This is a genomic window from Paramicrobacterium agarici, from assembly GCF_002563955.1.
Taxonomy (GTDB): domain Bacteria; phylum Actinomycetota; class Actinomycetes; order Actinomycetales; family Microbacteriaceae; genus Paramicrobacterium; species Paramicrobacterium agarici.
The window spans coordinates 993,649-1,014,691 of record NZ_PDJE01000001.1 but is presented as its reverse complement, the minus strand read 5'-3'; the positions used below and the strand labels follow the sequence as shown (position 1 = coordinate 1,014,691).

Here is a 21,043-nt window from a genome sequence, read left to right as displayed (position 1 = left end):
GCGGCGGCAGCGTCAGGAGATCTTCCCGCTCTCGCGCGGATTGACGCCCAACAGCGTCCTTCCCTCCGGCCGCACGGCAAGCTCCGGCGGCACCGACGGTCCGTCAATCGTGGCGTCATGCAGGTGGCACGCGACACCACGGTGCGCTTCATCGTCGCCATAAAGGGTGTCTCCCAACTGCGGCACAACGCGCGCACACGCACCGAACGCGTACGGGCAACGAGTGCGAAACCGGCATCCACTCGGCAACGACAGCAGATCGGGCGGCGACCCTGGAATGCCTCCGAGCTCGCGCTTCGGCCCGCGCAGCGGCGGAAATGAGTGCAGCAATCCCGCCGTGTACGGGTGCCGCGGCTCGTGGTACACCTCACGACTCCCGGCGTCTTCGACAATCTCGCCCGCGTACATGATCGCAATGCGGTCGGCCAGCTCGATCAGCAGCGACACATCGTGCGTGATGAAGATCACCGAGAACCCGAGCTCATCTTTCAGCTCGATGATCTGCTCGACGATCTGCCGTTGCATCACGACGTCGAGCGCCGTCGTCGGTTCGTCCATGATCACGAGCTCCGGCTCGAGGGCCAGCGCCATCGCGATCATCACGCGCTGCCGCATGCCGCCCGAGAGCTGGTGCGGGTAGCTGTCGAGCCGATCGGCAGAGATTCCCACCATTGTCAGCAGCTCGGCCGCTCGCTCGCGCATGGCCTTGCGCGGTATCTTCTCGTGCGCTGCAATGCCGTCCATGAGCTGCTTGCCCACACGGTACACGGGGTTGAGCGCGTTCATCGAACCCTGAAATACGATCGCGGTGTCTCGCCATCGTTGCGCCCGAAGCTGCTTGTCGCTCATGCGCAGCAGGTCGCCCGATCCACCACCACGCGAACTCGTGAACATCACCTCCCCTCCCGTGATCACGCCGGGCGGTGGCAGCAGCCGCGTCGCCGCGTAGGCGAGCGTCGACTTGCCGCATCCACTCTCGCCTGCCAGACCGAGAATCTCACCCCGATGCAGCGTGAGGTTGACGTTCGACAGCGCGGTCACGGCGTTCTCGTCGTACCCATAGTCGACCGAGAGGTCGCGAATCTCGAGCAGCGGCTCCGTCTGCGTGCGCGGTGGGGTTGTGATGGTCACGCGGTGACCTCCTCGGTGTTCGTCGTTCGGCCTGAATGGGCAGTGTCGCTCGAGGGACCGGAACCTGCAGCATCCGTCCTGGCCTGGTCGCCGCTTTCGACATCGGTTCCGCGAGCACGAGAAGGCTCCGGATGCTGCGAGCCGCCGCCCCGATACACAGGAGTGAAGCCGATGCGCGCCCTGATTCCCTTCTTGCGCAGCAGCGACGCGGACGCCGCCGTGTTGCGCAGCCGCGGGTTGACGAACTCGTCGATGCCGAAGTTGATGAGCGTGAGCGACGTTCCGACGGCCGCGATGCACAACCCCGCCGGAACGAACCACCACCACGCCCCGAGCACGAGCGCCTGGCTCGACTGCGCCCAGAACAGGATCGTTCCCCAGTTCCACTCCGAAATGCTCGTGACGCCGATGAACGCGAGCGTCACCTCGGAGAGGATCGCGAAGATCGCCGTGCCGATGAAGCCAGAGGCGATGATCGCCGTGAGGTTGGGCATGATCTCGAAGAAGATGATGCGCCACATCGGCTCACCGTTCGCCCGCGCCGCCTCGACGAAGTCGCGCTTGCGCAGCGAGAGCGTCTGCGCTCGAAGAACGCGCGAGCCCCACGCCCACCCGGTGAGCGCAATGATGAGGGCGATCGTCACGCCACCCGCCGACGGCACGAGGGCCGCGACGATGATGATGAGCGGCAGCGCCGGAATGATGAGAAACACATTCGAGAGCAGTGAGAGCAGCTCGTCGCCGATGCCGCCGAGAAAGCCCGCCGTGACACCGACGATCACGGAGATCATAGTGGCGAGCACACCCGCGAGGAGCCCGACGAGCATGACGCCGCGCGTGCCGACGAGCAGCTGCGAGAAGATGTCCTGCCCGGTGTTCGTCGTGCCGAGCCAATGGTCAGCACTCGGCGGCTGAAGCGAGTCTTGCGTCACGGCGTTCGGGTCGTGCGGCGCGATCCATGGACCGATCACGGCGAGCACGAGAAAGAAGGCGAGCATGATGAGCCCGATGAGTGCTTTGCGGTTACGCAGGATGCCGAGGCTGCGCGTGCCGCGAGAGCGCTGCTTCTTCTCGGGCTCCACCTCACTGAGTCCGATGGGGTCTGCTTGAACGGACATGATCAGCCCTCCACTCTCGTGCGCGGGTCAAGGAACGCGTAGACGAAGTCGGCGAGCATGCTCGCGACGAGCACCGAGATGGTCACGACCAGGAAGGCGCCCTGCATGAGCGGGTAGTCCTTCGATCCGATCGCCTGGAACAGCATGTAGCCGATGCCCGGATAGCTGAACACCATCTCGGCAACGAGCGTGCCGCCGACGATGAAGCCAAGCGAAAGCGCGAACCCCGAGATGCTCGGCAGCACGGCGTTGCGTGCCGCGTAGCCGAACATGACCTTGCGCTCGGGGAGCCCCTTGGCCTGCGCCACGGTCACGTAGTCCTCGCTCGACACCGTGACCATCATGTTGCGCATGCCGAGGATCCACCCGGAGATTGAGCTGATGATGATGGTCAGAGCGGGAAGGATGCCGTGGTAGATCGCCCCGCCGATGAACTCCATGTTCCATCCGGGCAGCGTTCCCGGGTCGTAGCCTCCCGCAGCGGGGAACATCGGCCAGGCGACAGCGAACACGGCGATCGCGATGATGCCGAGCCAGAAGTACGGAATCGCCGAGAAGAAGTTGGCGATCGGTAGCAGGTTGTCGGCCCAGGTGCCGCGGCGCCAGCCGAGACCGACGCCCGCGAGCGTGCCCAGCACGAACCCGATGACCGTCGAGAGGCCGACCAGTGCGATGGTCCACGGCAGCGACTGCCCGAGAATCTGGCTCACGGGCGTCGGAAAGTAGGTGAACGAGATGCCAAGGTCGCCGTGGAACAGGTTGTTCAGATAGGCGACGTAGTCTTGCCACACCGTGCGGTTCTCGTCGAGGCCGAAGAGCACGTACAGCGACTCGACAGCATCCGTGTTGAGCCGCCCCTGAAACTTGTTGATGAGTGATTGCACGGGGTCGCCAGGCAGCATCCGCGGAATGAAGAAGTTGAGGGTGATCGCCGCCCACGCGGTGAAGAGGTAGAAGCCGAGCCGGCGCAGAAAGTACGTCATGCCTTCGCTCCGAATGCTGCTTCACGTTGTGCCTTCGCGTCGTCGGCGTAGAGCCAGCAGGCCGCCTCGTTGCCGTCGTCACCGGCGAACATGGGCGGGGCTTCGGTGCGGCAGCGTTCCATGGCGAATGGGCAGCGCGGGTTGAAGCGGCAGCCGCTCGGCGGCGCGATGAGACTCGGTGGTTCGCCCTGCGCCTCCGTCTTCTCGAGTTCCTCGAGCCGGTCGGCGTCGGGAGCAGACGCGATGAGCAGCTGCGTGTAGGGGTGACGAGGATGCTGTGTCACGGCCTCGCTCGGGCCGCGCTCGACGATCTGCCCGGCGTACATGACGACTGTTCGGTCGGCGAAGTACCGCGCGGAGGCGATGTCGTGCGTGATGTACAGCACCGCGAGATTGAAGCGGTCTTTGAGGTCGCGCAGCAGATTGAGCACACCGATGCGGATCGACACGTCGAGCATCGACACGGGCTCGTCTGCGAGAAGCACCTCGGGGTCGGCACCGAGCGCGCGGGCGATGGCGACGCGTTGCCGCTGCCCGCCTGAGAGCTCGTGGGGAAATTTCTCGAGGTAGCGTTCGGGAGGAGTGAGGTCGACCCGTTCGAGCAGCTCGAACAGCATCCTCTCTCGCTCGTCACGCGACATGCGGCCACGGTGGATGCTGAGCGACCGCGTGAGCACGTATCGCACCCGGTGAATGGGGTTGAGCGAGGCGAACGGGTCTTGCAGGATCATCTGCACGCGCCGGCAGTACGCGCGAAATCTGCGCCCGAACCGGGAGGTGACCGGATCGCCCTCGAGCAGCACCTCCCCAGACGTGTGCGGCATGAGCTTGGCGAGCAGGCGGGCCACGGTCGACTTGCCCGATCCGGATTCGCCGACGAGCGCGACGACCTCGCCCGCGTGAAGGTCGAGATCGACGCCGTCGACGGCGTGCACGACGCGGCGGCTCGGGCCCTTCACGGGAAAGTGCTTCGTCAGCTCGCGTGCGGCGAGCAGCGGTGTCTCTGACGTGCGACCGGTGTCGCCGTGGTGAGAGTGGGAGCTCACGGTGAGTGCCTTCCTAACGTGGGAGACGTCCGGGGCGGGCGCGAACCCGCCCCGGTGTCGTTTACTTCGCCGGTGTGAGGTTCATCACGATCTTCGAGATGCTCGGCTGCGTCGGCTGTGGCACGGCGTACGGGTCGTCTTCGCTCGGAAAGCCCGTCCAGTACTTCGTGCTGTACTGCGCACCGATCGGGCCCGCTGCCATCGGAATGGCCGGCACCTCTTCGACGAAGATCTCCTGAATGCGATCCATCATCTTCTGACGCGCTGCCTCGTCTGGCGTGACCGCGTAGTCTGCGAGGAGCTTCGTTACCTCGTCGTTCTCGAAGCGTCCGAAGTTCCACGACGCTGCCTCGCCAATCGGCTTGAGCTGCGCGCCGTCCATGATGTTCGAGTAGATGTCCCACGGCGTCGCGCCCGTGTTCGTCCAGTGCAGCGATGCCTGGAAGTCTCCCTCGGCGAGCGCACTCGTCCACGCGTCGACGGTCGGCGTCTCGACGGTCGCGTCAACGCCGATCTCCGAGAGGTTGTCGGCCATGATCTGCAGGCTCGCGAGGTAGTCGGACCAGCCGGCGGGGTCGATGAACTCCACCGTCACCTGGTTGCCGTCAGGGTCGATGAGCTTATCGTCGGAGTTCCACGTGTAGCCGGCTTCTTCGAGAACCGCCTTGGCGCCCTCGACGTCGACCTCGACGGTCTTGCCCTTGTACTGCTCGGCCGTGAACGCGTCACCCGCGGGCGACGGGAGTCCCGTCACGGTGTCGACGAGTCCCTTGAACCCGGAGTATCCCTGGGTGTGCACGGCCTCACGGTCGATGACCATGTTCGTCGCCTGGCGCATGGCGACGTTGTTGAACGGTGCCTCCTGTGTGTTGAGGAAGAGCGCGTCGATTCCGAGGCCCGTCGGCATGTAGGCGTTGTTGGTCTCAGACTTCGACAGGTAGGTCTTCTCCATGTCGGGAATGAACACGTAGCTCCACTGCGCAGAGCCCGACAGCAGGGCGGTCAGCTGAGCGTTGTTGTCGGTGTACGAGGTGTACTGAATCTCCGGAACCGGAGGAGTCCCTCCCCAGTAGTCCTCGTTCGGCTCGAACGTGATGACCTGCTGCGTCCACGACTTGAGCGTGTACGGGCCCGTTCCCACGGGGTCTTGGTTCGTGTCTTTCGTCGGATCGTCCATCTTCGACCAGACGTGCTCGGGCACGATGAACGTTCCGAGCACCTTCGTCTTGTTGAGCAGCTGCGACGATTCGAACGTCAGCGTGACCGCGTCGCCATCGACGGTGACGTCTTTATACGAAATGGCGTTCGCGTTGAAGCCCTCGGTGTCCTTGATGAGATTGAACGTGAACGCGACATCGTCGACCGTCATCTTCTCGCCGTCAGACCACGTGACGTCATCGCGCGGCGTGATGCTCACGGACGTGTAGTCGTCGTTCCATTCCCATGACTCGGCGAGCCATGGTTCGGGTTCCGTCGCCGGATCCGTCGGGTTCCACTGGGCGAGCGGCTCGTACATGAGCCACGTGTACCCGAGGCTGGCTGCCGCTGAGGTAGCGATGAACGGGTTGTTGTTGTCGGTCTGCGGACCGTTCGGCATGCCGATCGTGAGGGGATGCTTCGCGCCTCCCCCGTCGTCGCCTCCTGATCCGCTGCAGCCGGTGAGTACCAGGGCGAACGCTGCCGCCCCGACGGCGAGTTTCGCCATCATTCCTTTCTTCACGGTGTGCCTCCTTGCACATAGCGCCCGAACGGGCGGTGGGGTCATCTCTGTGTTGGGTCGTGTGAGCTGGCAAGCATGAGTCCGAGTGGCAGGTCGGCGCTCGATCGGCCTGCACGGATGCGGTAGGGCACCGCCGGGCGCAGCCAGGTCCTGTTCTCGACGTCCCAGATCTCAAACGCGCGGCGCGGCAGCACGACCTCGACGGTCGCTGACTCTCCCGCGGCGAGCTGCGTCTGGGCGAAGCCCCCGAGCCACCGCACGGGTCGCGACCGGTCGCCCGTGGCATCCTCGATGTAGACCTGAACCGTCTCGGTCGACTCCCGCTGGCCGACGTTCTCGATGTCGACCTCGAGATGCACGTTCCCGTCTGCGGCAGCCACCTCGCGCACGTCGAGATACCGCCACGCTCCGTACCCGAGGCCGAAACCGAACTCTCGTGCGGGTGCGGCGTCGCCGGCAAGCCAGCCGCGGTATCCGACGTGAACGCCTTCGACGTAGTCGACGGAGCCGTCGTGCGGGACCGCGTGGGGAACGGGGCAATCCTCGAGCCTGGCGGGCAGCGTCCACGGCAGCCGACCCGCGGGCTCGGTTCGCCCGGCGAGCGCGTCGGCGAGACCATTGCCGCCCTCTTGCCCTGGCAGCCACCACCAGAGCACAGCCGAGACCTCGTCGATCCACGGCAGCACCACGGGCGCGCCCGCGTTGACGACGACAACGGTCGGCGTTCCCGTCGCGGCGACGGCCCGCACGAGGTCATCTTGCCGGCCGGGCAGGTCGATGTTCTCGCGATCCCACCCCTCCGACTCCGTTTCTTCGTTTGTGCCGACGATCACGACGGCGACGTCCGAGTTCTCGGCTGCGGCGACAGCATCCGCAATCTCCTGGTCGAGCGTGAGGGCGTCGGGCTCGTGGCGCAGGGCGAAGCGCACGAACGTGCCGTAACCGTCGGCGTCGACGACCTGCAGTCGAGCCTCGATGCTGACGGTGAACGGCTCGTCGTTCGAGAACATGCGCGCAGGACCGTCGGGATTGTTGGCGCTCGAGTTGAGGATCACCTCGGAACCCGCGAGATGCTCGGACTGCGAGACACGCTGGCCATTGAACCGGATGCTGTGAGCGCCGCACGTGCCGAGATCGATGCGGTGCGTTCCTGCTGTGAGGCGCACCCGTGCGCGAACGAGGGCGCTGCGCGCACGATCGTCGACGTGGCGGTTCCACGCTTCGTCACCGGGAACGACGACCGGGTCGTTGAGAGGAGAGCCGGCGCTGTCGAGCAGCGTGAGCTCGTAGCCGGGTTCACCGTCGGGTGTCTCCACGAGAGACGGGTCGATGCCCGGAGCGTGTGCTCGCGCGGAACCGCCTCGCGAGAGGCTGACCTCAGCGTTCGGGAACGCGGCGCGCAGCGCGTCGACGGGGCGCGACTCGTACGGCGCGTGCACGAACGCGCTGCCGCCGCCCTGCACGAACGGATCGACAGCGTTGGGACCGATGAGGGCGATGCGCTGCGACGCCGTGGGATCGAGCGGCAGCACACCATCGTTTCGCAGCACGACCATCGAGCGGGCGACGGCGTCGCGCAGAAGCGCGCGCGTCTCGTCGCTGACGGGTGTGTCGGGGTCGACGTCACCGCGGGGCACGTCAACGCCCGGCGGAATCGAGGCACCGCGTCCGATCGCTCCGACGCGCTCGGCGAGCCGCAGCATCCTCTCGACCTTCTCGTCGATCACATCTTCGCTCACGCGCCCGTCGCGCACGGCGTCGAGCAGATTCTGCTCCCACGGACCACCGGGCCCCGGCATGACGAGGTCGAGTCCCGCGTTGGCGCTCTCGACCGTTGACCGGGTCGCGAGCCAGTCACTCACCACGACTCCGTCGAAACCCCATTCACCCTTGAGCACGTCGGTGAGCAGATGCGTGTGCTCGGTCGCGAGGTTCGTCTCGGCGCCGTCATCGACGCGGTTGTAGGCCGCCATGACGCTCCAGGCGCCCTCGCGCACGAGCGTTTCGAATGGCGCGAGATAGACCTCGCGAAGGGTGCGCTCGTCGATGCGCGCGATGTAGCTCGTGCGGTCGGTCTCGGATTCATTGCCGACGAAGTGCTTGATGCACGCGCCGACTCCCCCGCGCTGCATCGCGGCGACGTACGGAGACGCGATCGCCGTGGTCAGCAGCGGGTCCTCAGAGAGGCACTCGAAGTGGCGCCCGCCGACGGGAGTGCGCTGCAGGTTGACGACGGGAGCGAGCACGACATCGATGTTCTTTCGCTGTGCCTCGCGAGCGACGAGGGCGCCGAGCTCTGCAGCGAGGCGCGGGCTCCACGTGGCGGCAAGAGCCGATGGGCTGGGCAGCTGCGCCGAGGAGGTGAGCTCCTCGTCGACGCCGCGCACGCCGATCGGGCCGTCAGAGACGATCATGGTGCCGATGCTGAGTTCGGGAAGTGCGTGCAGCGCCCACGGCGTCGCTCCCGTGAGCAGCCGGACGCGGCTCTCGAGAGGCACAGCGCGAATGCGCTGGCGCAGCTCCTGGTCGGCACCGATTGCCGCTTGTCCGTCATGGACGACGGCGCTCGGCTCTGCATTCGGCTGCTCGCTCGCCACGGTGGCAGTGCCCACGTTCACTCCGCTCTGAGGAATCGACATTGACTCGTGAGTGAGACTGTAGCAATACTTACAAACAAGTCAGTAAGTTTTTTCTGTCACAGTTTGGTAACAGCACCGTAAGCTTGAGTGATCGGGAGAGGTCCGCGAATGAGCAAGAAATCAGCAGGCGGCTCCGTCGTGCCAGCCGCATCGCGGGCCGTGAGACCACAGGCGCGCACGGCGGCAAAGCGCGAGAGCATCTTGAAGGCTGCCCTGAGTGTGTTCGGCACCCGCGGCTACAACAACGCAGCGCTCGCAGAGATCGCGGCTGAGGCCGGGATGACGCACGCCGGAGTGCTGCACCATTTCGGCTCAAAAGAGGGCCTGCTCGTCGCGGTGCTCAAGTATCGCGACGGCGAAGAGACGAGCGGCGTGCAAGCACGCGAGCAGGTCGAAGGCCCCGCGTTTCTCGAGCACATGCTCGACACGGTCATCGAGAACATGTCGCGCCCAGGCGTCGTGCAGACATATGCTGTGCTCTCCGCCGAGTCGGTGACCGACGACCATCCGGCGCAAGACTACTTTCGAGGTCGGTTCGCGGGTCTGCGCCGCAAGGTCGCGGGCGTCATCGCCAGCGTCGCGAACCGCGACGTCGACAGTGAGGTGCAGGATGCCGCGAATGCGGTGATCGCGGTCATGGACGGCCTCCAGGTGCAGTGGCTTCTCGACCCCGATGCTGTCGACATGCCGCGCACGGTCGCGCTGATTCTCGATGAACTCATCGACCGTCTGTCGACCGGTCAGCCCGCTCCGTCAGCGGTCGAGCGCGCGAAGGCTGCGGAGGCACACGGGAGCGCGTGAACGAGCCGTTCGTTGATCAGCTCAGCGCAACCGGCGCCTTCGATTCGGCAGAAGCGTACGCCGAGAGCACGACGTCGATGACGTGCCGCGCGTGCTCGAGCGACACCGACGGCTGAACGCCACCGATCGCCGCCGAGAAGTCATTGAGCTCTGCGGTGAACGCCTGCTGCACGGGATCACCGTCGGGCTCCCACAGCATCCGTGTGTACCCGTCGATGTGCGAGCGGGTTCCCTTATTCGGATCGGCGACGATGAGACCGTTCTCTCCCACGATCACGAGTTCGTCCGAGTACTCGTCAGCATCAGAGACGACGGTGATGGATGCTGTCGCGCCATTCTGCAGCTGCAGGTGAACGATGCCGTCGGTCTCGACGGCCACGTCGTGGCGGTTCACGACGTTGGCGCTCACAGAGCTCGCCCATGACCCTGCGAGCCAGAGTGTGCGGTCGATGCAGTGCGCGCCGATGTTGATGAGTGCGCCGCCTCCTGCAATGCGCTTCGAGAAGAACCATGCCGATCGCATGCCCGTGCGGTAGTCGGTCGTTCGGTAATCGCGCAGCAGTATCGGCTGCCCGATCTCGCCTTCGGCGATCGCGGCGGCTGCGGCGAGCTTGTCGGGCATGTAGTGCTGAATGTGCCCGACCATGAGTGTTGTGCCCGCGGTTTCGGCAGCCTGCACCATCTGATCGCACTCTTCAAGCGAGATCGCCATGGGCTTCTCGACAAGAACGTGAAGGCCTGCTTCTGCAGCTTCGATCGTCATAGGAGCGTGCAGTGCGTGCGGAGTGTTGACGACGACGGCGTCGACGAGGCCGCTCTCGTAGAGTTCGCGGTGGTCTCCGAAGATCTGAGCGCCCTCGGGTGCAGCGGCCTCAGCGGCATCCGTGTTCACGTCGCAGACAGCGGCGAGTTCGATTCCGAGTTCGTGTGCAGCGTGGCGGTAGTAGCCGGCAACGGCGCCGGCGCCGATGAGTCCGATGCGCATAGGAGTGTCCTTTCGCTCGCGAATCTGCGTCGGTCTATTCAATCGCACTCGTGTACGTCGTGCTCAGTCGTCGGCGGACGTCGCGTCAGCGGCATCCTGCACCGCCGCCTCAAAGTCGGCCGCTTGCGACAGGCCTGCGACGCCGAGGCTTCGGCCCTGCGGATCGCTCGCGATCACACGCATTCCGCGCTCGTTGCACCACGAGGCGAGGGCCGCGAGCATCCACACGGCGACGGACTGCAGTTGCGTGACTTCGGTGAGATCGAGCACGATCACGGCGGGGGCAACACGATCGGGCGGGCGCGATTCGAGCCATTCCTCAAGGTCGAGGATCAGCCGTTCTGCACCGTCGAAGTCGATGTACCCACGCAGTCGCCACACGGCGAGATCGTCGGCGTTCTCGGCCAAGAGCTGCGCAGCATCAGCATCCTGCATCGCTCCGAGCCCTTCGTCGAGCTCTTCCGTCGCCGCCGTCACTTCGGCGGCCGACAAAGACAACGGGCGGTGCAGAATGTGCAGACCGAAGCGACGTGCGAGCTGCTGGGCCGCGACAACGCCGCGCACGCTCGCCCCGCTATGGTCGAGTCGCGGACTGTAGAGCCCGAGTCCGAATTCACCGGGGGATGCTGCGACAAGGCCGCCCGCCACACCGGACTTGGCCGGGAGTCCCGCACGCAGCAACCACTCCCCTGCATAGTCGTACATGCCGCAGGTCGCCATGATCGTCATGACGTGCTGGCAGGTCTCGGCGCTCGTGACGCGGCGACCGGTGACGGGGTTGACGCCTCCGTTGCCGAGCGTCGCGCCCATGACGGCGAGGTCGCGAGATGTGACGAGCACGGAGCACTGACGGAAGTAGACATCGAGCGTCTCGTTGACGTCGGCGGTGAGCGAACCGGCGCTGCGCATGAGGTAGGCGAGCGCACGGTTGCGGTCGCCCGAAGCATGCTCGGAAGTGAAGACAGAAGCGTCGACTGTGAGGTCGCGACCGGCGAACGCGCTCAGACGCTCAAGGATTCGCTCGAAGCGGTGCTCGGGCGATGCTCCATTGACGAGTGCAGTTGTCACGATGGCGCCCGCGTTCACCATGGGGTTCGGGGGACGCCCGGTGCCCGATTCAAGCTTCACAGAATTGAACGCTTCGCCGCTGGGCTCGGCACCGACGCGGTGGTGTACGGCGTTCATGCCGATGTCGTCGAGCGCGAGCGAGTACACAAAGGCCTTAGACACGGACTGAATCGTGAATGCCAGGTCGGTGTCACCGCTCTCGTAGACACGTCCGTTGAGTCCGCACAATGCGATGCCGAAAGCGTCCGGTTCGACGTCGGCAAGCTCCGGGATGTAATCGGCGACGTCGCCGCGGCGGTCGCTGAGCAGCCGATCGTGCACGACGTCGAGAAACGCGGTGACGATGTCAGAAAGCGTCGCGGGTGTTCTCATGCGCCCATGCTACGTGCCGCCCGCGTGCACCGTATTCGGAGGTTCAGCATGAACAGGGAATACGCCCGCCAACCGTGACGCTGCTCCTGGTATGAAGAAAATCGGGTTTCTCTCGTTCGGCCACTACCAGAGCGTGCCCGGCTCTCGCGTACGGTCGGCGCAAGATGCCCTGATGCAGACGATCGAGCTGGCCGAGGCTGCTGAAGAGGTCGGTGTTGACGGCGCGTACGTTCGCGTTCACCACTTTGCCACGCAGCTGGCATCGCCGTTTCCGCTGCTAGCCGCGATGGGTGCTCGAACGAGTCGCATCGAGCTCGGCACCGGTGTGATCGACATGCGTTACGAGAACCCGCTGTACATGGCAGAAGAAGCGGCGGCGGCAGATCTGATCAGCAACGGTCGTCTCCAGCTCGGCATCAGTCGAGGATCGCCTGAGCACGCGGATCGTGGTTTCGAATCGTTCGGATACGTCACTCCAGACGACACGACAGACGCTGATGTGGCACGACACAAGGCGGAATTATTCCGTGCGGCGATCGTCGGCGCCGGGGTTGCGAAGGCGAACCCTCAGATGGCGGGGCACAGCGGGGCGCTTGCAATCGAGCCGAGGTCGCCGGGCCTCGAGAAGCGCATCTGGTGGGGCTCCGGTTCCCGAGCTACTGCCGAATGGACCGGACAGCAGGGCATGAACCTCATGAGTTCGACGCTGCTCACCGAAGACACCGGCATTCCATTCCACGAGCTGCAGGCGGAGCAGATCCGGCTCTACCGAAAGGCATGGGCGGATGCCGGTCACGACGGCGAACCGCGGGTATCGGTGAGCCGCAGCATCATGCCCCTCGTTACCGACGACGACGTGCGTTACTTCGGGCTCCGCGCACAGGCAGAGAGCGCCGATCAGGTCGGCCACCTTGATGGTGGTCTCGCGCGCTTTGGCAAGAGCTATATCGGTGAGCCGAATGCGCTCGTGCGAGAACTCGCTGAGGATTCGGCGATTGCCGAAGCGGACACTCTGCTTTTGACGGTGCCGAATCAGCTCGGTGTTGACTACAACGCCACTCTTCTTGAGAGTGTCGTGAAGTACGTTGCGCCAGAACTCGGCTGGCGCTGAGAGTTCCGTTGATGAGCATGGAGCGCACATGGAGATCAATCTTCCTTCGGATTGCGGCAATGCTCCGCGAACGATCATCGTCGGCGAGTTCGTGGCGAAGTGGGCACAAGGTGAATCGGATGCCGTTGCAGAATGGCTCGCTGACGAGGCACGCTGGTCAATCGTTGGTGAGGGCACGCATCTCGGCCCCCGCGGCTCGAGAGAAGCAATTCCTCGCATCACAGCGGAACGCCTTGATGTGCTCTCAATCGTGGCCCACGGGCGGTTCGCCTCCTGTGATGGTTATCTAGAGGCAGGGACAACGCGCATCGCTTTCAGCCATGTGTTCCGGTTTGCTGGCGCGTCAAAATCCGCAAAAGTTGCGGAACTGCGCACGTATCTTGTCCAAACGTCTTGAGCCTCAGCTCAAGTCAGACGGCGCGGAGGTGAACTGTGGCTGAGCCGGAACATTCGAGTGATGCGGACCCTGCTCGTTCCGCCGAGGCGCGATTGCTGTTCTGGCTCAAGGTTCCCTATGTGGCCGACGTCGCGCTTGTGATCATCGGCGCCGCGTTGCTATTCGTCGACAACGCAGTTGGCTGGTGGGTTCTCGTGTTCGCCGCCGTTCGCGCGGTCATCGGAACGATTGCGCTGTTCTGGCTCTATCCCCGTTTGAAACGGCGCTCCGGGCACTCCGAGTAACGCTTCGAGTGGTCTCACTCGTGCGTATCGTGTCTTGGAGCCGCCGCACTGTCAGGAGTGCGGCCCGGTATCTCGTCCGCCGTCGGGCGGGTTGCCGTCTTCACCGTTGGTCGTGCCTTCGGGCGCACTCGTCTCTGGTCCCGTCGCACTCGTGCCTGGCCTGCCCGCGCTCGCGTCGCGTGGCGCTCTCCGTTGCCCCAGATACCGTCGGCTGACATACCAGCCGGGCGGGATCACGCGTGGTCGGCCGTTGTTGTCGCGGGCGATCGACCATTCTCCGCGTTCGAGCAGCCTGTGATGAAACCAGCAGACGAGGACGCCGTTGGACAGGTCCGTTTTGCCGCCGTTCTCCCACCCGTGAATGTGGTGTGCTTCGCACAGCCAGGCGGGGATGGTGCAGTCGGGTGCGACGCAGGTGGGTCCGTCTCTGGCGATCAACGCCAAACGCTGCTGTGTGCTGAAGAACCGTTCGGCGGTCCCGAGATTGAGCACTTCCCCGTGCTCGTCGATGGTGACTGTTCTCGTGTCTCCGTCGCACTGCATTTGCTTCACAAAGCTCATCGGCAACGGTGCCTGTGTCCCCGGTGACCACGCTGCCCCGGTCCCTGTGTTGAGGTTGCGTTCGTCCACGGTGACGAGCACGGTCGGGCCTCGGCCGTGGAGTTTGGGTGCGGTCTTCTGTTTCCCGGTGCCGCCGATGATCGTCGTGAATACGTCGGCGCGTTCTTGCGGTTTCGACCGCTCCTCCGGTGCTTGCTCGTTGTCGGCTTGCTCGTCGGCATGCATAAACGTCGGGCTGGTGCGTTTGGACATGTAGGCGTCGAACACGGGTGTCACCTGTGCCGCCTGCTCCGGGGACAGGGTGCCCGTGATCTTCAAGGTGCCGTCTTCTTGGTGCCGGAACACGAGCTTCCGCGCCTCATGCAGTTCGTCGGCGGTAGGTTCGACACCGTCAGGGTCGAGAACGGCGCAGAACGCTCTCGCCTGCTGACGGAGATTATCCGCTGACACGGGTGCTTCCCCGTTCGCGCCGGTCGCGTTGCCCAGCAGCGTGGCTTCTGCCCAGTCCATCTGCTCCGGCACCGCACGAGGGAGCACTGGCGCGAGGGTCGTGGTGATGGCTTCGGCAGCGTCGAGGCCGATGACACCGTCGCTCAACGCTTGCGCGGTCTGCGGGAACACCGGATCAAGGGGCAGCCCCGTGTCGGAAACTCGTGGTGTCGTATGAGTGGCGAGTTTCGTATACCGGTACGCGGTCGAGTTCTTCGCCCCCGTGATCTTCTCAAACAACGCTGCCGGCGAGGAGCATCCATGGCGGGCGGCGAGACCGGAAAACCCGGCGTCGGTGTCGGAGCGTCGGGCGATGTCGCCGACGTTACCGACCTGGCGGCCCTCGAGAAAGCGGGTCGCGGTGGCTAACAGTCCCACGTAGTGCAGCAGCCCATTCCCGGAGAGAGCCTGCGGGTCAACCTCACGCAACTCCGTCAGGGCATCCAGCAGCTGTTCGCCTGCCGCCGATGCGACAGCATCCGGGCCGTCCATCGGCTCGAATCCCGGTGCTGCTGCCGTGTTTTCCATGCCAACAGTCTTCCAGCACCCACCGACATTGCCACCGACAGAAAACCCGGTCAGACAAGCATTGTGTAAAACTCAGCAGGCAGTCTCCCTGTGGACAGAGAGTGGCACCGTGAGGTCTTTTCGCAGCTCTCTTTAAACCACGCGGGCGACAGCAAGCAGATGAGTGCTAAGGTCGCGGATTGCCGGGATCGCACTGCCCGCGCGAGCGAGTGCGCGAGCAGCATCCGTCACTGACTCATCGCCGGCCGGGAACTGCTCAGCAAGTAAGCCCGCGGGCCCCTCGATACCGTGCACCTCGATCAGCTCGAGGCCGACCGCGACGACCTCGGCCGCCAGCTCGTCAGCCGTATGAAAGTGACCGGAGGGAAATCGACCGCCTGGAATCGGAGTGCCGCCTCGAAGAACTGCGCGAGCTCAGGCGTCATGCATGGCTTTCTCCCGAGCGTCGCCGCCTGGAATGCGACGGTGCGCGACAGCGCTGCCGCGAAGACGACTCCGCCCGGTCGGGTGACGCGTGCTGCCTCTGTAAGGGCAGTCAACCGTTCACGGGCACCGGCGAGATGGTAGAGGGGGCCAAGAAGCAGAGCTGCGTCAAACTCGTTATCCGCGAACGGCAAGTCACGGGCATCGCCGACCTGCGCTGCAACCGGGTCAACTAGTTCGACAGCGAGCCCTCGACCCTGCAGCGCTCGCGCGTGAACGCTCCCTCGTTCGTGGTGAGGGAACACTATCGGATGGACGCCGCTGCGCACGGGTCTTTCACGAATGCTCCACTGCTCACCGTCAGCATCCGAATCTAGAATTCAGCCATGGCCGTGGTGAAGATCAACGCAGTGAAGGTTCCCGATGAGGCACACGCCGAGTTCGAGCGCCGTTTCATCAACCGCGCGAGAACCATCGATGACGCGCCCGGCTTTCTCGGCTTCGAAATGCTGCGACCCGTCGCCGGCGATGACCGCTACTTCATTGTGACCCGGTGGGAAGACGACGAGTCTTACGAAGCCTGGCGGGACGGAGACGCACGCGCGGCACACAAGGGCGAGCAGGGAAGACCCGTCTTCACCGAGGCGAACGTGCTGGAATTTCAGGTCGTGCTGGACGTCGACCCCAAACGCTGACGTTCAACTCCCGAGCACCATTGTGGAATAATCGCGCGCGTCTGCTCGGCAGACAGGAGGTGCGTCATGTGGGCTGAATACGGACTCGACTGGATCGATGCGATCCGCGTCGTTGTCTCATGCATCGTCTTCTACGGAGGCGTCTTACTGCTCGTGCGCGTGCTCGGGCAGCGAACACTGGCGAGCCTGTCAAGCTTTGACCTCGCCGCGATCATCGCCCTCGGCGCCGTCATCGGTCGTGCGATCCTCGGAGACACTCCGACGCTCTTTGCCGGGCTGCTCGGCCTGGCAACCCTGCTGGTGCTGCAGGCACTCACCGGGCAGATCAGGCGCATCAAGGGAGCGACACGCTTCGTGAACAGCCCCGCAATCGTCCTGATGGCGGGCAACGATCTGCTGGTCGACAATCTAGCCCGCACCCATGTCGTCTCTGACGAGGTGTACTCGACGCTGCGGCGTGCTGGAGTGAGGAATACGTCTGAGGTGGCGTGCGTCATTCTCGAGCCCACCGGGCAGATCAGCGTGCTCAAACGCGGCGAACTGATCGAACCCGAGATTTTGTGCGGGGTCGTTGGCGCCGACAGGATTCCCTTGGAGCTCCGCGCCGCCGAATAAGCGCGATCTGCCGGCATCACGGCCGACACGGAGAAGCACACAGGTTATTCACAGATTCTGCTAGCCTCGAAGAGCCGGCGGCATCGGGGCCACCGCGCGGTTGCATAGGCGCACGCAGCGAAAGGGGAGAACTCCATGGGTTCCCTTGTTCTTATGATCATCGGGCTGGCGATGTTCGTCGCCGGGTATCTGGTTTATTCGAAGTACCTCGCAAAACGGGTATACAAGCTTGACGACAAGTTCAAGACGCCCGCTCACGAGATGAATGACGGCGTCGACTACGTCCCCACGAACAAATACATTTTGTGGGGCCACCACTTCACGTCCGTTGCCGGAGCCGCCCCGATCGTCGGGCCCGCAATCGCGGTTATCTGGGGATGGCTGCCAGCGTTCCTCTGGGTGACGCTCGGCACAGTGTTCTTCGCCGGCATGCACGACTTCGGCGCTCTGTGGGCGTCGGTGCGCAACAAGGGGCGCTCCATCGGCGCCCTTTCGGGCCGCTACATCGGCAAGCGCGGGGCGAACCTGTTTCTCATCGTCATCTTCCTGCTGCTGCTCATGGTGATTGCGGCGTTCGCCGTCGTCATCAAGAACCTGCTCATCAGCACACCCACAGCAGTCATTCCGACGTGGGGAGCGATCATCGTCGCGCTGCTCGTCGGCATCGCGGTCTACCGCATGCGCTGGCCGCTGATTCCGGTGACCGTTGTCGGTGTCGTCGCACTGTATGCACTGATCGTGCTGGGCAACAGCGTCCCCGTCGTGCTTCCGGAGTCGTTCCTCGGCATGAGCCCGGCCACGTTCTGGATCCTCACGCTCTTCATCTACGGTGCGATTGCCTCGCTGCTTCCCGTCTGGGTGCTGTTGCAGCCGCGCGACTACATCAATGGCGTGCAACTCTTTGTGGGTCTGATCCTGCTCTTCGGCTCGGTGCTGATCGCCACTCTGTTCTCAGCTGTTAAGCCCGAGATCGTTGCTCCCATGTTCAACACGAACCTGCCTGAGGGAACGCCGAGCATGGTCCCGCTGCTGTTCGTGACCATCGCCTGCGGCGCGATCTCAGGATTCCACGGCATGGTCTCGTCGGGAACGAGCTCGAAGCAGATCGACAAAGAGACGGATGCTCGATTCGTCGGGTACTTCGGCGCTGTTGGTGAGGGCCTGCTCTCGCTCGGCACGATTCTCGCCGTCATCGGCGGCATCAAGTCGGTCGCCGACTGGGAAGAGATCTACAGCTCGTTCGGGGCTGGCGGCGTCGATGCTTTCGTGAAGGGTGGCGGCTATCTCATGGAGAACGGCCTCGGTCTGCCGGCTTCCCTGAGCGCCACCGTGCTCGCGACGATGGCCGTGCTGTTCGCCGCGACGACGATGGACACCGGCATGCGCCTGCTGCGCTTCGTGGTGCAAGAGATCGGTGACGCCGTCAAGGTCAAGATCACCAAGATACCGGCGACGCTCATCGTCGTTGTCGTCGGTCTTGGGCTGACGTTCTCGCAGGGCCTCGGGGGCGAGGGCGGCTTGCGCATCTGGCCGCTGTTCGGCACGACGAACCAGATCATGGCGTCGCTAACGCTCTCGATCATCGCGGTGATGCTCATTCGCAAGCGGCGCAACCCGCTTCCCGCGATCATTCCGCTTGTGCTGGTGTTCGTGCTCTCGTTCTGGGCCGCGATCGATCAGCTCGTGAGTTTCACGCAACCGGGCAACGCGGACTGGCTGCTCTTTGCGCTCGATGTCATCATCATCGTCGCGAGTGTCTGGGTCGGTATCGAGGCTGTGCTCGCAATGCGTCGAGCCGCGAAGGAACCTCCAGAGCCAGAGCACGAGGATGCCGAGCTCTCAGCGGTCCGCGAGGACGTCTGACGACGTGGCAGCAGCCGATAGCGCACCCCAGCGCCGGGAGGACCTCTCCCGGCGCTGGGCCGCTTTTCGCGACGGACTGCACGAGTTCTACGTCGGTCCGTACCGCAACATGTTTCTGCGCGAGAAACGCGACGAAGACGACTTGTTCATGATCGTCGTGCTCGGCGAGGCCCTCGGCGTTCCCGACCCGGCCGCGTTCTACTCGGCAGAGCTCATGCCCGCGGTGTGGGAGGACTTTCACGCATGGCATCGCCGCATCGGCATCCCTGACTCACCCCTGGATCACATCGCATGCTGCTAGACCTGGCTCGCTCCCGGCGCATTCTCTTTGTCGGCGGAAAGGGGGGTGTCGGCAAAACATCCGTCTCGTCTGCCCTCGCTCTCGCGCGTGCACGTGACGGCGGACGCGTGCTGCTTGTCTCCACGGACCCCGCTCACAATCTCGGTCACGCGTGGGACCGCGAGCTCTCCGACGAGTCAACGCGCGTCTTTTCAGCCGGCCAAGGGCACGTGGATGCTGTCGAAATCGACCCGGCGGCCACGATCGACCGTCACTTCGCCACGGTCGCCGCGACGATGATGCGGCTGCTGCCCGAGCGCCTGCACGACTCGGCACACCAGCATCTCGACCAGGCGAAGATGGCCCCCGGAAGCCACGAGTCCGCGGTACTCGAGCGCATCGCGGAGCTCGTCGAGTCCAGCCGCGGCACCTACGATCTCGTGATCTTCGACACGGCACCATCCGGGCATACTCTGCGTCTGCTCTCGCTTCCCGAGAAGCTCACGAGCTGGACCGAGACGCTTCTCGCGAGCCGCGACCGTTCCGAGCGCTTCGCCGCCGCCGCGCGAAGCGTTGTGGGCACGAAAGACGACGAGCCGACGGCCGATGCCGAGCTGCGCCGTACCCTCATCGCCCGCCGTGACCGCTTTGCACTCCTGCGCAGTCTTGTGACGGATGCTGATGCCGCAGCGTTCCTCGTCGTGAGCATCGCCGAGCGGCTCCCCGTCGCAGAGTCGATCGACGTCGTCGCGCAGCTCACAACGCTGGGCATCGATCCGGCTGCCGTCGTCGTCAACCGTCGCTCCCCCGCCGACGCTGGTGAACTTCTTGCCGAGCGGCGTGCGCGAGAAGACGAACACCTCGCTCGCCTGCACGCCGCCATTGGCAGCATCCCGGTGACGCAGGTTCCCCTTCTCGCAGGAGACCTCGCGGGCACCGATGCGCTGGCAGAGCTCGCGGACCAGCTCGCACCCGTGCCCGGCTGATCAGTCGCTCACGATCGGCGCCGCCGAGGCGAAACCAAGCCACGTGTGCCGATTGCGCGCCCAGCACCATCCGACCTTCGGGGCGCCCCTGCGCTCTCTGCCGTCACGCCCGGTGCCACCGCTGATCCAGATCGCGGGCGTCCGAGCGTCCAAACCGCGCGCCGTGCGTCGCCGCGACCCGATCGTCATGAAGCAGCTTCCGGGCTCAAGGCGGTCAGGATGCTGCAGCAGCCACGAGATCCCCTCGGTGACCGTGAGCGGTCGGCGGCCTCGCGTGCGCAGCTCGGCGAGCGCCTCGTCTGGGCTCCAGTTCTGCATATCATCGCCACGATCGATGTCGTGCACGAGGTAGAGCGGCTGATCGGGCACGGGCGCGTCGCCGATCGGCCGAAACTCCTCGAGGTCGGTCATGTCTTCGACGACGAATCCCGGTTTGCCGTCACGCTCGAGAAGAGCGGCGAGGGATGCTGCAGGCACGAGCGACGGGTGCACGACGACGGTCGCCGTCCGCTCGTCGCTCGAGGCTTCTGCTGCACTGGCGAGGGTGTCCTTCGCCAGCATCCGGAATTCGTGGCCGGTGAGCCCCGCCAACTCTGCGATGCCCCTCTCGCTCAGTCGTCGGATCTGCTGGGCGATGCTGTGGTCGAGCTGCGTTGATTCGGGCATAGGTGTCCTCTCGTCGGCGTTCGGCGAGAAGATCAACGCGTGCGGCGGGAATATATTCCGGACGCTGCCTGACATGCTGGGCGCGAAGCGTTCCCGTTCAGCAACGGAAGAACTCAGCTCGTGCGCGCGGCCTTGCGCATACGGCGTCGGCTTCGCCGCCAGTGCCGGTGGGCCTGGATCACCCATCCGGGCGGCTTCAGCCTCTCACGCTCGACAACTGCCTGAACCTCGGGCGCCATCGCCATCGGTGCGGGATACATCATCTACTCCGATCACTGGTTC

The 21,043-nt window shown here is 64.7% G+C and carries 21 protein-coding genes; 9 read left to right on the top strand and 12 right to left on the bottom strand.

All coding sequences use genetic code 11. From position 1 onward, the window contains the following. Positions 1 to 12 precede the first annotated feature (12 nt). From ATJ78_RS05015 to ATJ78_RS04990, 6 genes are all read right to left on the bottom strand, one after another. Positions 13 to 1,131: an ABC transporter ATP-binding protein gene (locus ATJ78_RS05015; protein ID WP_211288429.1), complete on the bottom strand. Its 1,119-nt coding sequence runs from the start codon at positions 1,129 to 1,131 to the stop codon at positions 13 to 15. Then, positions 1,128 to 2,249, bottom strand: a complete 1,122-nt coding sequence (locus tag ATJ78_RS05010) for an ABC transporter permease (RefSeq protein WP_098406596.1) — start codon at positions 2,247 to 2,249, stop codon at positions 1,128 to 1,130. The genes ATJ78_RS05015 and ATJ78_RS05010 overlap by 4 nt, the downstream gene beginning before the upstream one ends. A 2-nt stretch (positions 2,250 to 2,251) precedes the next feature. Beyond that, a complete protein-coding gene (locus tag ATJ78_RS05005; RefSeq protein WP_098406595.1) occupies positions 2,252 to 3,232 on the bottom strand; it encodes an ABC transporter permease in 981 nt (326 codons plus the stop codon). Then, positions 3,229 to 4,278, bottom strand: a complete 1,050-nt coding sequence (locus tag ATJ78_RS05000; RefSeq protein WP_211288428.1) for an ABC transporter ATP-binding protein — start codon at positions 4,276 to 4,278, stop codon at positions 3,229 to 3,231. Before ATJ78_RS05000 ends, ATJ78_RS05005 begins: the two co-directional genes overlap by 4 nt. Before the next feature lie 61 nt (positions 4,279 to 4,339). Then, positions 4,340 to 5,998 carry an ABC transporter substrate-binding protein gene (locus tag ATJ78_RS04995; protein ID WP_245836212.1) on the bottom strand — a complete coding sequence of 553 codons (1,659 nt, stop codon included), beginning with the start codon at positions 5,996 to 5,998 and terminating at the stop codon, positions 4,340 to 4,342. 41 nt (positions 5,999 to 6,039) lie between these two features. Continuing rightward, the gene (locus ATJ78_RS04990) at positions 6,040 to 8,610 is read right to left on the bottom strand and encodes a beta-glucosidase family protein (RefSeq protein ID WP_245836211.1); all 2,571 of its coding nucleotides are present in this window, start codon (positions 8,608 to 8,610) and stop codon (positions 6,040 to 6,042) included. Positions 8,611 to 8,745: 135 nt separating this feature from the next. Here ATJ78_RS04990 and ATJ78_RS04985 point away from each other — a divergent pair, with 135 nt between their 5' ends. After that, complete coding sequence (locus ATJ78_RS04985; protein ID WP_098406592.1) at positions 8,746 to 9,438, top strand: TetR/AcrR family transcriptional regulator; 693 nt, start codon at positions 8,746 to 8,748, stop codon at positions 9,436 to 9,438. Positions 9,439 to 9,454: 16 nt separating this feature from the next. Here the strand turns inward: ATJ78_RS04985 and ATJ78_RS04980 are convergent, their stop codons facing one another. After that, positions 9,455 to 10,423, bottom strand: coding sequence for a Gfo/Idh/MocA family protein (locus ATJ78_RS04980; RefSeq protein ID WP_098406591.1), 969 nt, complete (start codon positions 10,421 to 10,423; stop codon positions 9,455 to 9,457). A 63-nt stretch (positions 10,424 to 10,486) separates the two neighbouring features. Then, a complete protein-coding gene (gene glsA, locus ATJ78_RS04975; RefSeq protein WP_098406590.1) occupies positions 10,487 to 11,863 on the bottom strand; it encodes a glutaminase A in 1,377 nt (458 codons plus the stop codon). A 91-nt stretch (positions 11,864 to 11,954) separates the two neighbouring features. Here glsA and ATJ78_RS04970 point away from each other — a divergent pair, with 91 nt between their 5' ends. From ATJ78_RS04970 to ATJ78_RS04960, 3 genes are read left to right on the top strand one after another with little or no spacing between them, the layout of a single operon-like run. Then, a complete protein-coding gene (locus tag ATJ78_RS04970; RefSeq protein WP_098406589.1) occupies positions 11,955 to 12,974 on the top strand; it encodes an LLM class flavin-dependent oxidoreductase in 1,020 nt (339 codons plus the stop codon). Between the two features lie 28 nt (positions 12,975 to 13,002). Beyond that, entirely contained in the window at positions 13,003 to 13,371 is a 369-nt protein-coding gene (locus ATJ78_RS04965) for a nuclear transport factor 2-like protein (protein WP_098406588.1), read from the top strand. Between the two features lie 35 nt (positions 13,372 to 13,406). Beyond that, positions 13,407 to 13,655, top strand: coding sequence for a hypothetical protein (locus tag ATJ78_RS04960; RefSeq protein WP_098406587.1), 249 nt, complete (start codon positions 13,407 to 13,409; stop codon positions 13,653 to 13,655). Positions 13,656 to 13,706: 51 nt separating this feature from the next. Here ATJ78_RS04960 and ATJ78_RS04955 read toward each other — a convergent pair whose 3' ends face one another. Further along, entirely contained in the window at positions 13,707 to 15,233 is a 1,527-nt protein-coding gene (locus tag ATJ78_RS04955; protein ID WP_098406586.1) for an HNH endonuclease signature motif containing protein, read from the bottom strand. Positions 15,234 to 15,532: 299 nt separating this feature from the next. Next, a complete protein-coding gene (locus ATJ78_RS16275) occupies positions 15,533 to 15,961 on the bottom strand; it encodes a methyltransferase domain-containing protein (RefSeq protein ID WP_169923393.1) in 429 nt (142 codons plus the stop codon). Positions 15,962 to 16,042: 81 nt separating this feature from the next. Here ATJ78_RS16275 and ATJ78_RS04945 point away from each other — a divergent pair, with 81 nt between their 5' ends. From ATJ78_RS04945 to ATJ78_RS04925, 5 genes are all read left to right on the top strand, one after another. After that, positions 16,043 to 16,351 (top strand): antibiotic biosynthesis monooxygenase family protein, encoded by a 309-nt coding sequence (locus ATJ78_RS04945; RefSeq protein ID WP_098406584.1) that lies wholly within the window; start codon positions 16,043 to 16,045, stop codon positions 16,349 to 16,351. 66 nt (positions 16,352 to 16,417) lie between these two features. Further along, positions 16,418 to 16,966 carry a DUF421 domain-containing protein gene (locus tag ATJ78_RS04940; RefSeq protein WP_098406583.1) on the top strand — a complete coding sequence of 183 codons (549 nt, stop codon included), beginning with the start codon at positions 16,418 to 16,420 and terminating at the stop codon, positions 16,964 to 16,966. A gap of 135 nt (positions 16,967 to 17,101) precedes the next feature. Beyond that, the gene (locus ATJ78_RS04935) at positions 17,102 to 18,829 is read left to right on the top strand and encodes a carbon starvation CstA family protein (RefSeq protein WP_098406582.1); all 1,728 of its coding nucleotides are present in this window, start codon (positions 17,102 to 17,104) and stop codon (positions 18,827 to 18,829) included. 4 nt (positions 18,830 to 18,833) lie between these two features. After that, a complete protein-coding gene (locus ATJ78_RS04930) occupies positions 18,834 to 19,130 on the top strand; it encodes a cory-CC-star protein (RefSeq protein ID WP_245836210.1) in 297 nt (98 codons plus the stop codon). Next, positions 19,121 to 20,095, top strand: a complete 975-nt coding sequence (locus ATJ78_RS04925; RefSeq protein WP_098406581.1) for an ArsA family ATPase — start codon at positions 19,121 to 19,123, stop codon at positions 20,093 to 20,095. The genes ATJ78_RS04930 and ATJ78_RS04925 overlap by 10 nt, the downstream gene beginning before the upstream one ends. Here ATJ78_RS04925 and ATJ78_RS04920 read toward each other — a convergent pair whose 3' ends face one another. After that, a complete protein-coding gene (locus ATJ78_RS04920; protein ID WP_098406580.1) occupies positions 20,096 to 20,761 on the bottom strand; it encodes a DUF5701 family protein in 666 nt (221 codons plus the stop codon). Between the two features lie 113 nt (positions 20,762 to 20,874). Further along, on the bottom strand, positions 20,875 to 21,024 hold the full coding sequence (locus tag ATJ78_RS16000; protein ID WP_156088586.1) for a hypothetical protein: 150 nt from the start codon (positions 21,022 to 21,024) through the stop codon (positions 20,875 to 20,877). Positions 21,025 to 21,043 lie beyond the last annotated feature (19 nt).